Origin of the sequence: Caloramator quimbayensis, from assembly GCF_900167605.1 — a bacterium.
In the GTDB taxonomy this organism is placed as follows: Bacteria; Bacillota; Clostridia; order Clostridiales; family Caloramatoraceae; genus Caloramator_B; species Caloramator_B quimbayensis.
Map to the genome: position 1 here is coordinate 64,183 of NZ_FUYH01000007.1, position 15,700 is coordinate 79,882.

The following is a 15,700-nucleotide window of genomic DNA, read 5'->3' on the forward strand; positions in this document are numbered from 1 at the left end:
GATAATTATAAGGAGGAGGAGATGTGAATGAAACGCAGACTATCAATTTTTCTAATTCTAATCTTAATTATTCAGGCAGTATTTATAAGCCCTAAAGGCGTAAAAGCTGACACTGCAGTTACGAAACTGCCGACTAACTCGGTAGTTATAGGGGATAAAATTTATTCATCTGCCTATATGAATACTTACTTAAACGAAGTTAATCAGCAGATACAAAAATATCCTAATTCTATGTACTTTATCGACACAAGCGGAAATATTAAAAACATGATAACGGGAGATACTGCATCAGAGGATCAGCTTGTTAATTTAACAAGCAGGTTATTAACTTATTACTGCCTCACCAGTGAATCAGATTCAAGCAAAGGGTGGACATATGGAGCAATATTTATTGCAGATTCAAATGGTAATTATCAGCCGGTTCTTCAAAATACATACCCTAAATATGGATATGCAATAGCGAATGTAAATGCTTCAGATTCTACAAATGCGAGTTATAAGCTGCTTACAATAAGTATTAATAATATAAATGGAGTTACAGATGCTTATTATTATATAATCGATGACAAGCCTATAAATAACGACAACAGCTATGTTAAAAGAAGAATATATGAAACAGCGGTTATAATTACTCCTAAAACTACAAAAACATTGTATGTTAATATATATTCTTCATCAGACAGCAGCACTTCGCTTATTGGCAGCGGAAGCATTCCAATATCTAATAGCAGCGATATAGCAAATGGCACCTATAGCATACCTTTTCTTTTAAAGCTTGAAAATACAGGAATAGGAAGTATTGCTGATAGAATAACAGGGAATATAAGCAATAACGGAATAGCATCCTATGAGGATGGATTTATATATTACAGCAACTATTCCGATAAGGGAAAAATATATAAAAAGAGCGTTGATGGATTGGATGATTATCCAATTAGTGAAGATAATGCAAAATTTATAAACGTACAAAATGGGTGGGTATATTACAGCAACTACTCCGATGGAGGAAAAATTTACAGAGTAAAAACAGACGGCACATCGAGGCAGAAATTAAATAATGCAATGTCTTCCTATATAAATGTTGTTGGAGATTATGTTTATTATGTAAACAACAGCGATAAAGGCAGGATATACAAATTGAATTATCTTGTTAATTCTGGAGGATTATTTCTAACAAATGGACAGCCACTTACAAACGAAAGAGTAACCTATTTAGTTGTTGATGTTCTTAGAAATTTGATTTATTTTAGTAATTATACTGATAAAAGTAAACTTTATTCTATTACAACCGATGGGCTTTACAAAAAGGCTTTATCAACAGTTGGAGTAAGATTTTTATCTGTACTTTCCGATGGAACATTATACTGCTCTGGGGTTGATGGAAAGCTCTATAAATACAATCCTTACGGAAGCATTAAATTTTTCCCGATAAATATTACTACAAACGTTGAAAGCAAAACAAAAAACTCAACAGTAACAAAACCTTATACAGAGAAATTTACAGTTTTAAATGTTATAACATCAAATGATATTTACTATAGAAGCAACGTTGATGGAGGTAAAATTTATAAAGCTAATTCATCGGGAAACGGAACTAAGATAATAGATGATTCTGCAGATGCAATAAATGTTGTAGGAAATACAATATATTATACAAAATCTGGAAAACTCTATAAATATAATCTTTCAAACTCTGATAAAAAAGCAGAATCTGTAGCTAAAATTAAATATTTCCAAAAGATATCATCAATAAATCCAATAGACCCTGTCGATGTAAGCGATGTTAATAGTATAAACTTCCCTGAAATGGTATCTGCAATAATGAGCGATGGCTCGTTACAGGATCTTGTTGTAAACTGGGATGTCTCAAAGCCTTCAGCTAAAAATGGTACTTATACCTATAAGGGTAAGGTTGTAGGATATGGTAATGCAGTAACATTTCAAGCAAGAATAAACAGCGACAAGATAAATCCTAATAATGTTAATATAACAAACAATGAAGGAAACAATGCAGATACTATTGAAATAGCAGGGCTTATTAAAGGAGATGTAGTAAATATTTATGATCCTAATGACACAACAAAACCTATAAAGAAAGCAACTGTTGGAAATGATGGAAAGGTTACAATATCAAAGCTATCCTTAAATCAGGGCGGAGGAACCTTAGGAGTTACTGTTACAAGAAAAGGAAAAGCTGAAAGCCAGATGGTATTTGTAACATATCTTGCAGAAGTGCCGACTATAACATCTATTGCTTATGATGAATCAAATAAAGCATATACTGTAACCTATAAAGGAACATCGAGCAAAGTTGATTATTACATTAATAGCGCTAAAATTTCAACCGTAGATGCAGGTATAACGCCAACTTCAGGAGTATTTTCATTTAATATTCCATTAAGCAGCATAACGGATGTAAGTAAAAACAATACTGTTGAAATATCTTATAATAATACTACAAATAAGTCGAGATCCTATACTTTACTATCTCAGAATGCACCAAATGTAACCTATGATGTTATAAGCGGAACCTTCAGCGGTCTTGATTCATCTATTGAAGTGGCAATCGATGGAACAAACTATATTCCATATTCTGATTTGATTTCTAATAACTTAGCAGGTAAGAATTATATAATGGCACGCTATAAAGCAAATCAGAATAAGCTTCCTGGAAATCCATCCTATGTTCTTTTAGTCGGTGCGCCAACTGTTAAAATTGCTTCAGTTGATGGAGGTATTGAAAATATTGCATTTGACACAAATAATCCATTGACTTATACATCCGATGGAAATGTTATAGAAGCAAAAACAACTGTAAAAGAAGCAAAGGCTTACTTTGAAAACATACCGGCTACAGGATCTGGAATCGAATTTACAGCTCAGTATACAAAGGATGGAAAAACTTATAAGAATATAAACAGCGGGGAAAGCATTAGTGAATCTGGTGTATATACTTTAAAATTAATCTTAAAAGTAAATGGGAATATTGCATCGAGCAATGCAAGGGATATAAGATTTAAGGTATTTAATTCAGCAATACAAAAACCAGAAATTTATATTGCAGGGGTTACGGGTAAAGAAGAAACTGCATCTGACAACAATAAATTAATTACTGCTTATGATCCAAGACCTACATTAACAAATTATACAGACTTAAGTCTTAATATAGGTGCAACGATTGAAAGATCAACCGATGGAACAATAAATAATTTTGGTGCTCCTTTGCAGTACTCAATGGTTGGAGGTACAGGTGCTCCTATAGATAAAGAAGGGTTATACAGAATAAAAGTTAAATATTATAAAACTTCAACATCTCCGCAGATAGAATCCGATGAGACTGTAATATATGTAAAGGTGGATAAGAAGAAACTTCCTGATATAACTTTAAAAGATAATAATAACAACTCTGTGGATGATAGTTTAGGAGCACTCCTTTATTCCAGCTCAACGGGGCTTATAATAGACAGAATTGATTCATCAGAGCCTAACAATATAGCTTGGGTAAAGGATGATACTAAAAAGGTAGATAATAAACGATATACTCTTCTTATTAAGTATCACAAAATAGGAGATACCGAATGGAAGGTATACGATCCAGATAATAAGCTTCCGATAAACCAAGCAGGAAATTATGAATTAAAGCTTGTTGTAAAGGACTGGGAGAGCGGATTTACATCGGATATGGACAGCAGCTATAAAAATATAATCAACTTCTCAATACAATAAATTAAAGGTGGGCATTTTGCCCACCTTATTCTATGTCTATTAAATTAAAATCTTCAAAGTACTCATTAAAATTTTCTACCCCAAGGATTGAATTTATAGCTTCCATCTGAGAAATATGTATATCCTTATAGAAGCTGTCGAGGGAGTTTGAATAAATTGGTATTAAATCCTTAAGGGTGTATAGTGAGTCTTCAAACTTTTCCTTTGCTCTTAAATCGTACTTTGATATATCATAAAGGCTTAGTATAACAAAGCAGTGGCTGCTAAGTGTAAGCTTTGTATTCGAAGGGAATATGTCATATAATGCATGGTTGTTATAATATCTTAAAAGTCCCCCTTCGCTGCTGCTCTTTAAAAGAGGCTCTAAAGCTTTTTTAGCTGCATCTAAATATTTAACATCCTTAGTTTCCTCGTATATTCTAACAAGAAGAGATATTCCAAGGCCCTGCGTTAAGGATGATGAAAAGGGGGATTTTAAATTTATGTTGTCGTATTTATAATCAAAATAGTTAATCCATTTTCCGCTGCTGTCTATTTTATTTGTTAGATAATCAGCTGCTTTAATTGCGTTATTTAGCTTTTCCTTATCGCTGTATTTTATATAATAGCTGTAGTTTTGAAGACCATACTCTGATATTAAAAGAGGATTGTATTTATATCCGTTATAATCAGCTAAGGGCAGCTTGTTTTCATCAAATTTTAAACTTGTAATTGAAGATATATCTTTTATTGAGCTGAAAAATAAATATTCCTTATCCTTTGTGTAGTCATATTTTCTTATTATGTTTTTGCCGTCATATAGTATATATGTAAAGGGGTTTTGAGGTTTTGAATTTTTATCTTCATTTATTACTACATTATTGTTATTTGATTTTTGCTTCTCGGTTCTAAAATTAATACTAAAGCTTGAATTTTGATTGTTTGAATAATCTTTAACCGAACCTTTTCCTACATATAATGTATAAAGAGTATCGTATTTTAAAGGGATTGATGGGCGGATAATAATTTGTCTTGCGCTTATTGAAGTTTTTATACTTATATTTTTTCCATTTTCCTTCATATATATATTTTTTAAATTGCTTTGTTTTATGTTTTCGCTGAAATTTAAATAAATAATTGAATTTATACTAATATTGGAAGAAGCATTTTTAGGACTTGAACTTATAAGCTTAGGAGGAGTTTTATCCCTCGATTTTGAATTAGTTTTTGTTTTGCTGTTTTTTAGTAAATCTTTTATGGACATAGTTTTTATTTTATCTGGATAGGCGTATTTTATAGTATAGTTCCTTGATGCAAAAACATAAAAGTTTGTAAATAAAATAATTATTAATGCTATTGCTGAAATTCTTTTCATAGTTATCATCCTCCATAGTGATATTATAACATATGAAAATAAAATATATAAATTTTAATTCATATCTAAAGAGAAAAAAAGATAAACCGATATTTATAATAGAAAAATAGAGGGGTGATATTATGGATTTAGGAAAAGTTGTATCAAATATAAATAAAGCATCCTTTGAAGCAGTTCAAAACACTAAAAAAGATGGTGTTCAGGATAGTAGCCCAAATAAAGCTATTGAGATACAATCCCAAAGAAAAGTTGACAGTAAGGAACTTGAAAAAGCAGTAGACAGGGCTAATAAAGTTCTTTTTAAGAACAATACTCATCTTCAATTTAGAATACACGATGCTACAAAAGAGGTTATGGTAAAAATTATTAACGATGAAACAGGAGAGGTTTTAAAGGAGATTCCTCCAGAAAAGATGCTTGATATGGTTGCAAAACTGTGGGAGATTGCTGGAATTATAGTTGATGAAAAGAGGTAATGTTATGCCCGTTAATCCGATTACCCTTGACAAAATTGAGCCTGTTGTTATAAGGCAGATGGAATACAAGGTTGTAGATAGAATTGTCCATGAAATTAAAGGTGCTGAAATACAAAGGGAAAATAAAAAGAGGGAAGAAAAATTTAATAAAGAAAGACAGAAAAAAGCATCAGAAAAATTCACCTTCTTTTTAAATAAGTTTAATCTTAAATTTGAATACTCTATTGAAGAGGACAGCATAAAGTTTAAAATAAAAGATGATAAAAATAATATAATATTTGAGAGTATAACCGATGACATTGAGGATTTGCTTGAAAGGGTTAAAAAGAAAACAGGAAGCATTATTGATGTTAAAGGTTAAAATACGGAGGGATAATATGATTAATGGTTCTAATGCATTAAATGCATATCAGCAAAGCAGCGTAAATACCGCATCAAAAGAAAAGCTGCTACTTATGCTTTATGATGGACTTGTAAAATTCATAAAACAGGGAATAAATGGAATTGAGGAAAAGGATATAAACAAAACTAATACAAACTTTATAAAAGCTCAAAACATTATTCTTGAATTCATGTCAACCCTTAACATGGAAGCTGGAGGAGAGATTTCAAAATCTCTAATGGCGCTTTATGATTATATGCACAGGCGCCTAATAGAAGCAAATATAAAAAAGGATATAGATATTGCAAAGGAAGTTTTAGGCTTTGCAGAGGAGCTTAAAGAAACCTTTGAAGAAGCCTATAAAATGTTAAAAAAGTAGATGTTAAATATATTTAAAAAATAACCCAAAATGTTAAGAAATTGGGTTATTTTTTTTCATATATACACTTTATCTGAAAAATGTCGTAAAATATATAAAAATGTAATATTTTAAAGGAAATCACTAATAAGTTTTAATAAAATATTTAATTTAAATTAAAACCAAATTCAAACAAAACAAATATATAACATTGAATTACATATTTTTGTTGACAATTAATATTATATGTAATAAATTAGTAATAAAGGTAATAATACTTTGTAATTTAAGGGGATGTGTTGCATGGTAGGTAAAATTGATGAAATAACTTATAATTTGATAAAAAAATCCATTGATGCATCGAGCAGCAGGGGAAAGGTAATAGCAAATAACATCGCTAACGTTAATACTAAGGGCTTTAAAGCCTCCTATGTGGTTTTTGAGGATAAACTTAAAAACATACTTGAAAACAAGGGAATAGATCTTAAAACAACAAACGAAAGGCATATAAGCAGTGGAAATAGTATAAACAATATAAACTATGAAATTAAAAAAAATACAGCATCATCAATGAGGCTTGATGGAAACAACGTTGATATAGACAGTGAGATGGTAAGCCTTGCGGAAAATACAATTTTATATAATGCTCTAATATCCCAGACAAATTCAAGAATAGCTATGAGAAGACTTGTTACAAATGGAGGTAAATAATTATGAGCACGTTTCAGTCCTTTAGGATAAGTTTAAGCGGTCTTACAGCAGAAAGGTTCAGAATGGATTTAATTGCAGATAATATTGCAAATGCAGAAACAACAAGAACAGAAAGCGGAGGGCCCTATAAAAGAAAAGTTGTAACTTTCGAGGAGAATTTAAACAGGGAATTAAATAAAAACACTCTTAAATATGATAAAGAACCTTTAGGTGTAAAAATTGGTAAAATAGAAGAGGATAATAGCCCCTTAAAGAAAGTTTATGATCCTAATCACCCAGATGCTGATAAAGACGGCTATGTTTTAATGCCTAACGTTAATATTTTAAATGAAATGGTGGATTTGATTGCAGCATCAAGAGCCTTTGAGGCGAACGTTACTGCAATTAATGCCCAAAAGCAGATGGCTCAAAAGGCCTTAGAGATAGGAAGGTAATGATATATGAGAATTGAAGCAGTAAATTTAAACAATACTATCCCAGTTCAGGAAAATAATAAAGTTAGAAACAATGAATTTGAGAATATGGTAAAAAATTATTTAGATAAAGTAAACGATGTACAGATAAATGCAGATACTGAAGCTCTAAATATGCTAAAGGGCGATGCAGACATTCACGAAGTTATGATTGCGACAGAGGAAGCAAGGCTTTCCCTCGAGCTTACTGTACAGCTGAGAAATAAGATGATAGATGCTTATCAGGAGATAATGAGAATACAGATATAACCTAAGGAGTGCATGAGATGGAAAAACTTCAGCAGGTATTTAACAGCCTAAAGGAAAGATGGAAGAATCTTAGCAAAAACAAGAAAATTGGAATTATAATAGCTTTATTTATTATATTATTTTCAACTATAATATTCTTTGCTTATTTCAACAGAACTACATATTCTATTTTATTTAATAATTTAGATCCTCAGGATTCTGCAAAGATTATTGAAAAATTAAAAAGTGAAAAGGTTTCCTATAAGATAGAAGGAAATGAGATACTTGTACCTTCAGATAAGGTAGATGAACTTAGAATGTCGGTGCTTTCAGATGGATATATGCCATCATCAGGAAAGGGATGGGGCCTTTTTGATGAGAGCAAATTTGGAGTAACTGATACGGAGGCTAAGGTTATGTACCAAAGAGCTCTTCAGGATGAGCTTGCAAAGACTATAATGAGCTTTGATGAGGTAGAAAAAGCAAGAGTTATGCTTGTACTTCCTGATGATTCGGTGTTTGCAAGGGAAAGCGAGAAAGCAAGGGCTTCTGTTGCATTAAAGTTAAAGGGTACAAGCACCCTTTCGCCTGAGCAGGTTAAAGCAATAATATCCCTAATAGCATCGAGTGTTAAAAATCTGCCAAAGGAAAACGTTGAGGTAGTAGACAGCAATATGAACCTTTTAAGCGAGAATTTATTTGATGATAATACGAGCAGCACAGTTTCAGCTTTTAAGCAGAGGGACATTGAAAAGCAATTTGAAAACGGCCTTCAAAGCGATTTGAAAAAGATGCTTGGGGAAGTTTTTGGCTATGATAAAGTATCGGTTAAGGTTAATGCTGATTTGGACTTTGATTCTAAGCAAATTACTACTATAAAATATGATAAGGATTCAATAATAAGAAGTCAGTCTAAGATAAAAGAAACTTCAAACGATTCAACTGGGGGCTCTGCCGGAAACAGTCCTACAAATCAGAATTTATCGCCTCAGTTCAGTACAAATTCAAACCAATCCTCAAGTGCGAACAGAGAGGAAGAAACTACTAATTACGAGATTGGACAAACTGAGGAAAAAACAGTTAAAGCCCCTGGAGAAGTCAGAAGGATGACAGTATCAGTTGTAATCGATGGAAATATAAACGAAATGGAAAAAAGCCAGATAAAAAACATTGTAGCTGCAGCTACCGGCTTTGATGAGAACAGAGGAGATAATATTAGTATAGAAGGTATGCCCTTTAATACTGAGCTTAAGGATAAGCAGAATGAACAGTTAAAACTTATGGAGGAACAGATAGCAAAGGAGAAAAAAGTAAAACTTTATACTACGATAGGAGCAGCAACAGCAGCGTTACTAGCTCTTGTGATAGGAGTTATTATTATGAGAAAAAGAAGAAGTAAAAAAGATGAAGATGCAATTCAGCCATCCTTTGATGTTGTCGTAGGAGATGAAGTTATTAAAAAGCAGAATAATATCTATGAACCTGTTCTTAATGACGAAGATGACAGAATGGACATTGAAAAGGAGATTAGGGATTACGCAAGCAAAAAGCCTGAACAGGTTGTAGAGGTAATTAAAACATGGCTTTCAGAGGATGAGAGGTGATAATATGGCAAAGGATAAATTATCTGGAGTACAAAAGGCAGCAATACTTTTTATTACCTTAGGTCCTGATGCATCAGCTCCAATATTAAAAAAGATGCCTGAAAATGAAATCCAGAAAATTACTTTTGAAATAGCTAATATGCCTAAAATTAAAAAGGAAGTAAAGGAAGAAGTATTACAGGAATTCGTGGATTTAAATAAGGCTAAGGACTATATTTTAGAAGGAGGATTTGAATACGCTAAAAACCTTTTAAGCAGAGCTCTCGGTGCTCAAAGAGCTATGGAGATAATAGAAAAGGTATCTGAAATAACTCAGCAATACAGGCCCTTTGGCATTGCAAGAAAGGCCGATGCCCATCAGCTTTTAAATGTAATTATGAATGAGCATCCTCAGACTATAGCACTTATACTTTGCTATCTTCAGCCGGATAAGGCTGCACAGATAATGTCAGGGCTTCCTGAAGAGCTTCAGGTTGATGTTGCAAAAAGAATAGCTACCATGAGCAATACTTCACCAATTGTAATAGAAGAGGTTGAGGAAATACTTGAAAAGAAGCTTTCAAATGTTGTTAGAGCAGATTTTGCAACTATTGGAGGAGTTCAGCCTCTTGTTGATATATTAAACAATGTTGACAGAGGAACAGAAAAATCTATTCTTGATGAACTCGACAGGGAACAGCCGGAGCTTGCTGAAAAAATCAGAGAAAATATGTTTATATTTGAAGATATAATAAGTCTTGATAATATATCAATACAAAGAGTTTTAAGAGAAGTAGATACAAAGGATTTAGCCCTTGCAATAAAGGGCTCATCAGAAGAAGTTGCAAATGTTATATATAAGAATATGTCAAAGCGTGCAGCTCAAACATTGAAAGAGGATATTGAATTTATGGGACCAGTAAGACTTGTGGATGTGGAAAAGGCACAGCAGTCTATTGTTGCAATAATAAGAAGACTTGATGATGCAGGAGAAATTGTAATTTCAAGGGGTGGAGAAGATGCAATCATCGTATAAGGTAATAAAAGCAACTAAAGTACAAAACGACTTTGTGATAACTACCCCCACGATTGAAAATTTTTATAATAGCATGATGAAGGATGAAGAAAGAGATTTTAATATTGATGATATTAAAAATGCTATTAAAAAAGAAATAGATGATGAAAAAGAAAAGATATTAAGCCAGTCAAAGAATCAAGCACAGGTAATAATTGAAGAGGCTAAGATTAAGGCAAAGGAAATATATGAAAAGGCTAAAGATGAGGGTTTTCAAGAGGGATATAAAGAAGGCTATTCAAAGGGTTATGATTTTGGAATAAATGAAGCTCAAAAGGAAACAGAAGGCAAAAGAAAAGATGCTGAATGCTATGTAAAAGAAAGTTATGAGAAAACAAGACAATTCATAAAAGAATTTGAGAAGGAAATAATTTCTCTTTCCGTTGAAATTGCAAAATCAGTAATAAAATCAGAACTTGTTATTAACTCAAATGCTGTTTTTAAAATAGCAGAGAGCATAATATCAAAATCTGTTGATAAGAAGCTTATAATGCTTAAAGTAAATCCTTTGGATTTAAATGTTTTAAAGGATAGACGAGAGGAACTTTCTTTATATGTTGAAGACAGCAACAATTTAATAATTATTGGAGATAATACAATAGAGCAGGGCAATATTGTCGCTGAAACCAAGTCAGGGTTTATAGACGGAAGCATAGATACACAGCTAAGTATAATACTAAAATCTTTAAGTGAGGCTAAATATGATAAAGATTGATTTTGAAGGTATTAAGAGAAAACTTAAAGATATTGATACTATTAAATTGACGGGTAAGGTTAAAAAGGTAATAGGTCTTACTATTGAAGTTGAAGGTATACAATCCTTTGTTGGAGAAGTCTGCATTATTCATACCAAGGATAAAAAGGTTTTTGCCGAGGTTGTAGGTTTTAAGGATAATTCAGTTTTATTGATGCCCCTCGGGGATTTAACGGGGGTTGCACCTGGATATCCTGTTGAACCTACAGGAAAACTTCTAAATGTTAAGGTTTCTGATGAACTTTTAGGGAAGGTTTTAGACGGACTTGGAAGACCTTTTGATGATAGAATGATTCAATATGATAAGGAGTACTCTTTAGATAATGACCCCCCAAATCCTCTTTTGAGAAAAAGAATAGACACAGTAATGTCAACAGGTATAAGAGCAATTGATGGATTTTTAACCTGCGGCATAGGACAAAGGGTTGGTATATTTGCAGGAAGCGGCGTAGGTAAGAGCACTCTCCTTGGAATGATAGCAAGGTACAGCGATGCTGATGTTAATGTAATAGGATTAATAGGAGAGAGAGGAAGAGAGGTTAAGGAATTTTTAGAGAAGGATTTAGGGCAGGAGGGCTTAAAAAAATCAGTAGTTATTGTTGCAACCTCTGATCAGCCACCTTTACTAAGACTTAAGGGAGCCTTTACTGCAACTGCTGTTGCTGAATATTTCAGGGATAAGGGACTTAATGTAATGCTTATGATGGACTCTGTAACAAGGTTTGCTATGGCACAAAGAGAAGTAGGACTAACTATAGGCGAGCCACCGGCAACAAAGGGATATACACCATCAGTCTTTGCCATGCTCCCAAGGCTTATGGAAAGATCGGGAAACTCCGATAAAGGTTCAATTACCGCCTTTTATACCGTTCTTGTTGACGGCGATGATTTGAATGAGCCTATTGCAGATGCTGTAAGAGGTATACTCGATGGACATATAGTTTTATCAAGAAAGCTTGCTAATAAGAATCATTTCCCTGCGATAGATGTAATGGCAAGTATATCAAGGCTTATGCCTGAAATAGCCGATGAAAAACATAAAATGAAGGCTGGGGAGCTGAGAGACATAATTTCTACCTATAAGGAATCAGAGGATCTTATAAATATAGGGGCATATCAAAAGGGAAGTAATAAAAAAATAGATAGGGCTATTGAGCTTATAGATAATATAGAATCCTTTTTAAAACAAGGAATGAGAGAGTATTCTTCCTTTAAAGAAACCTATGATAGGATTTTATCGATTGGATAGGTGATTAAATGGAAAAGTTTAAGTATAATCTTCAAAAGGTTCTTGATTTTAAAATAGAAGTTGAAGAAAAAAAGAAGGATGATTATGTTAAGGTATATAAAAGATATATTTCAGCTCAGGAAAAGCTGAATAATCTTTTAAAACAAAAAAGCGAATTTGAAAACAAGAAGGATTTAAAAAGCGGAATAGATTGTGCAAATTATTCAAGATACTTTTATTATCTGCAGAAAACTATAGATATTGAAAATAAAAATGTTGAAAAGATTAAAAGCGAGCTTTTGAAAAAGAAAGATGAGCTTATAAAGTCAACATCAGATAGAAAAATGATTGAAAATTTAAAAGAAAAAGCAAAAATAGAATTTGATTTTGAACAAAATAAAAAAGAGCAGAACCAAAACGATGATTTTGCATTGTTTTCATATGTAAGAAATGAAAGGAGGTGAAAGTATGGATGTAAGTGCTGTTAATTCTAATTTGAATTTTAAATCCCTATTTGATAAGGATATGACTGTTAGCGATGATGTCTTTTCCGAGCTTTTCAGCGCTGTATTTTCTAACTTTTTTTTAAATCAAAACTTTCAGACGGAAGTTAGTAATTCTGATATTAATATTGAAAACGTCAAGAATCTGCCTTTAGAATTAAACTTAAATGATTTAAGTGCAATGAATATAGCAGCTGACTTAATAAAAAATTCAATTATAAGCAGTAACGGCTCTGTAAACAAAGATAATGCTGATGAACTTGACTTGATATTAAAGGAACTTGGAATAAGCAAAGAGGATATAGACAGCAGGATACCTCTTATAATAGATAGTTTAAAGCAATGTGATGAAAATAAAATGAATAAAATTGATGAAAATACAAAAGCAAGTTTAGAAGATATTAAAAATAAAAGCATTGAAGATGTAAAGACTCAATACATAATAAAAGATGAAAAAGCTGCAGATGACATAATTGATGTACATAAGAATGAAATAAAAGAAAATACAGTAAATATTAAATTAAAATCTGAACCGCAGCACGAAGAAAATGAAGCAAATCTAAAAAAGACAAAGGATGAATATAAAACAGACAAAATAAATATGCAGACTGAAAATCATGTCAGTAGAATTAAAGAAGCTGTCCTGCAGAAGGCTGAAGATAAGAATATTCCCTATATAAAAAATAATGAAGACTTAATAGAAGCTGTCGTTGAAAAATTTAAAACTCTAAGAGTACCAGGCTTTACGCAGCTAAAACTTAAGCTAATGCCTGAAAATCTTGGAGAGATAACAGTAAAGGTTGTACTCGAAAAGGGGCAGATAAATGGAAACATAATAGCTGACAAAAAAGATACTGCAAATATTATTATGGGCAATATTGAAACATTAAAAACAGAATTGAAAAACAGCAATGTAAATTTTAATAATATATCCGTAAATATTGCATCGGATGAAAATTATAATGAGCAAAGAAACCATAGCAGCTTTAATAATTTCAATGGAAATAAAAAAAGTCAGGAAAACTTTTCTGAATTTAAAGTTGAAGACAATAATGAAAAGGAAGATGGTTTCAGCATTATAGCATAGGAGGGTGAAAAATGGAGATAAATGCAATTGGAAGCAGTCAAAATAATAGCACGGTTAAGCGTGATATTATCGATAAGGATGTTTTTTTAAAGATACTATCAGTAGAACTTGCAAATCAGGATCCTTTAAATGCCAAGGATAATACTCAATATATTTCGCAGCTTGCACAGTTTACATCCCTCGAGCAGACAAACAACCTGTATGCATCTATTTCAAAGCTTCTTCTATCACAAAGGACAACTGAAGGCGCACTTTTAATAGGCAAAAACGTAGGCTTTAAGTATAATGATGGAAGCGAAGATGGAACTATTAAATACGATATAGTAAAGTCAGTTAAAATTGAAAAGGGAAATGTTTATCTTATAACTGAAAAAGGGAAATACAGCATCGATGATGTTGTTTCGGTAGGTGAATGAAGTATTGATTAATAGAATTGAAAAAGATATTAACTTTAAAAATTATGAAATTGACAAGAAGATTAATAGAGCAGTTGAATTTTCAAAGGTTCTTGAAAGAGTTACAAAGAACAATGATTTAAAGATATCAGCCCATGCAGCTGAAAGGTTAAAAGAAAGAAGCATAAATCTTACTGAAAAGGATATTAAAAATTTAATGGATGCAATGGATAAAATAAAAAATAAAGGCGGCAGGGAAGCATTGATTTTATACAATGATTTAGCCTTTATTACAAGTGTAAGAAATAATACAATTATAACTGCTGTGGACAGCAAGAGCTTAAAAGATAACGTTTTTACAAATATTGACAGTGCAATAATAATATAGGCTGGACCCTTTAGGGAGGCCCTGCCGTGGAACGATTGAAGCGGCAAATTAAAGTTAGGAGGGTTAATATGTTAAGATCACTTTTTTCTGGAGTCAGCGGAATGAAAAGCCAGCAGACAAAACTCGATGTTATAGGTAATAATATAGCAAATGTTAATACAACTTCTTTTAAAAGTGCAAGGGTTACTTTTAAGGATATGCTAAGTCAAACTCTTCAGGGAGCAAGTGCACCTGCAGGAGGGAAAGGCGGTACAAATCCTAAGCAGGCAGGTCTTGGAGTCTCTGTTGCAGCAATAGATACAAATATGACACAGGGTGCTCTTCAGCCTACAGGAAGAGCAACAGATCTTGCAATAGAAGGAAATGGATTCTTTATAGTATCCGATGGTATTGAAAAAAGATATACAAGGGATGGAGCTTTTTCAATTGATAAAGATGGTTATTTAATAACATCAGAAGGGCTTCATGTTATGGGATTTAGAAATGATAATATTGATGATGAAATAGCAGAAGATAACATTCCTACCTTAAGTAATGAGGATGAATTTGATAATACAGATTTTAATAATATTCAAAACATTAGAATACCTCTAAAAGCAGTAGTAGGAGACGGGGAGATTAAGCTTACAAGCATTGGTATTGACAAGGATGGAATGGTAAAGGCTATTTATGGCGATACAACGGTTAAAATTGGACAAATAGTAACTGCTAATTTTCAAAATCCGGTAGGACTTTATAAAAACGGCGGGAATACATATTCAGCATCATCTAACTCAGGAGAGCCGCAGCTTGGATTAGCAGCATCCTCTGGCTATGGTACAATACAGCAGGGAATACTTGAAATGTCAAATGTTGACCTTGCAAATGAGTTCACTGAGATGATAATAACGAGCAGAGCTTTTCAGGCTAATTCAAGAACTATTACAACATCAGATGAGATACTTCAGGAGCTTTTAAATTTAAAAAGATAAGAGGTTTT

General features: G+C 32.4%; 17 protein-coding genes. 16 read left to right on the forward strand and 1 reads right to left on the reverse strand.

Annotated features, from left to right (window positions below):
• Positions 1-27: 27 nt before the first annotated feature.
• Positions 28-3,726, forward strand: coding sequence for a DUF5050 domain-containing protein (locus B5D15_RS05975; RefSeq protein WP_078696216.1), 3,699 nt, complete (start codon positions 28-30; stop codon positions 3,724-3,726).
• Between the two features lie 25 nt (positions 3,727-3,751).
• On the opposite strand, the gene B5D15_RS05980 is transcribed toward B5D15_RS05975, so the two are convergent.
• Entirely contained in the window at positions 3,752-5,080 is a 1,329-nt protein-coding gene (locus B5D15_RS05980; RefSeq protein WP_179122209.1) for a D-glucuronyl C5-epimerase family protein, read from the reverse strand.
• 122 nt (positions 5,081-5,202) lie between these two features.
• Here B5D15_RS05980 and B5D15_RS05985 point away from each other — a divergent pair, with 122 nt between their 5' ends.
• From B5D15_RS05985 to B5D15_RS06055, 15 genes are all read left to right on the forward strand, one after another.
• On the forward strand, positions 5,203-5,556 hold the full coding sequence (locus tag B5D15_RS05985) for a flagellar protein FlaG (protein ID WP_078696218.1): 354 nt from the start codon (positions 5,203-5,205) through the stop codon (positions 5,554-5,556).
• Between the two features lie 4 nt (positions 5,557-5,560).
• Positions 5,561-5,917 (forward strand): hypothetical protein, encoded by a 357-nt coding sequence (locus B5D15_RS05990; protein ID WP_078696219.1) that lies wholly within the window; start codon positions 5,561-5,563, stop codon positions 5,915-5,917.
• A gap of 16 nt (positions 5,918-5,933) precedes the next feature.
• Complete coding sequence (gene fliS, locus B5D15_RS05995; protein ID WP_078696310.1) at positions 5,934-6,317, forward strand: flagellar export chaperone FliS; 384 nt, start codon at positions 5,934-5,936, stop codon at positions 6,315-6,317.
• 282 nt (positions 6,318-6,599) lie between these two features.
• Entirely contained in the window at positions 6,600-7,007 is a 408-nt protein-coding gene (gene flgB, locus B5D15_RS06000; protein WP_078696220.1) for a flagellar basal body rod protein FlgB, read from the forward strand.
• 2 nt (positions 7,008-7,009) lie between these two features.
• Positions 7,010-7,441, forward strand: coding sequence for a flagellar basal body rod protein FlgC (flgC, locus tag B5D15_RS06005; protein ID WP_078696221.1), 432 nt, complete (start codon positions 7,010-7,012; stop codon positions 7,439-7,441).
• A 6-nt stretch (positions 7,442-7,447) separates the two neighbouring features.
• The gene (gene fliE, locus B5D15_RS06010) at positions 7,448-7,729 is read left to right on the forward strand and encodes a flagellar hook-basal body complex protein FliE (RefSeq protein WP_078696222.1); all 282 of its coding nucleotides are present in this window, start codon (positions 7,448-7,450) and stop codon (positions 7,727-7,729) included.
• 17 nt (positions 7,730-7,746) lie between these two features.
• Positions 7,747-9,312, forward strand: a complete 1,566-nt coding sequence (gene fliF, locus B5D15_RS06015; protein ID WP_078696223.1) for a flagellar basal-body MS-ring/collar protein FliF — start codon at positions 7,747-7,749, stop codon at positions 9,310-9,312.
• Between the two features lie 4 nt (positions 9,313-9,316).
• Positions 9,317-10,327, forward strand: a complete 1,011-nt coding sequence (gene fliG / locus B5D15_RS06020) for a flagellar motor switch protein FliG (RefSeq protein WP_078696224.1) — start codon at positions 9,317-9,319, stop codon at positions 10,325-10,327.
• Positions 10,311-11,081 (forward strand): FliH/SctL family protein, encoded by a 771-nt coding sequence (locus tag B5D15_RS06025; protein ID WP_078696225.1) that lies wholly within the window; start codon positions 10,311-10,313, stop codon positions 11,079-11,081. The genes fliG and B5D15_RS06025 overlap by 17 nt, the downstream gene beginning before the upstream one ends.
• Positions 11,068-12,369, forward strand: a complete 1,302-nt coding sequence (fliI, locus tag B5D15_RS06030; protein WP_078696226.1) for a flagellar protein export ATPase FliI — start codon at positions 11,068-11,070, stop codon at positions 12,367-12,369. The genes B5D15_RS06025 and fliI overlap by 14 nt, the downstream gene beginning before the upstream one ends.
• A gap of 8 nt (positions 12,370-12,377) precedes the next feature.
• Positions 12,378-12,812: a flagellar export protein FliJ gene (fliJ, locus tag B5D15_RS06035; protein ID WP_078696227.1), complete on the forward strand. Its 435-nt coding sequence runs from the start codon at positions 12,378-12,380 to the stop codon at positions 12,810-12,812.
• Between the two features lie 4 nt (positions 12,813-12,816).
• On the forward strand, positions 12,817-13,938 hold the full coding sequence (locus tag B5D15_RS06040) for a flagellar hook-length control protein FliK (protein ID WP_179122210.1): 1,122 nt from the start codon (positions 12,817-12,819) through the stop codon (positions 13,936-13,938).
• Positions 13,939-13,949: 11 nt separating this feature from the next.
• The gene (locus B5D15_RS06045; RefSeq protein WP_078696229.1) at positions 13,950-14,354 is read left to right on the forward strand and encodes a flagellar hook capping FlgD N-terminal domain-containing protein; all 405 of its coding nucleotides are present in this window, start codon (positions 13,950-13,952) and stop codon (positions 14,352-14,354) included.
• A complete protein-coding gene (locus B5D15_RS06050; protein ID WP_242948698.1) occupies positions 14,347-14,721 on the forward strand; it encodes a TIGR02530 family flagellar biosynthesis protein in 375 nt (124 codons plus the stop codon). Before B5D15_RS06045 ends, B5D15_RS06050 begins: the two co-directional genes overlap by 8 nt.
• A gap of 68 nt (positions 14,722-14,789) precedes the next feature.
• Entirely contained in the window at positions 14,790-15,692 is a 903-nt protein-coding gene (locus tag B5D15_RS06055; protein WP_078696231.1) for a flagellar hook-basal body complex protein, read from the forward strand.
• Positions 15,693-15,700: the final 8 nt, after the last annotated feature.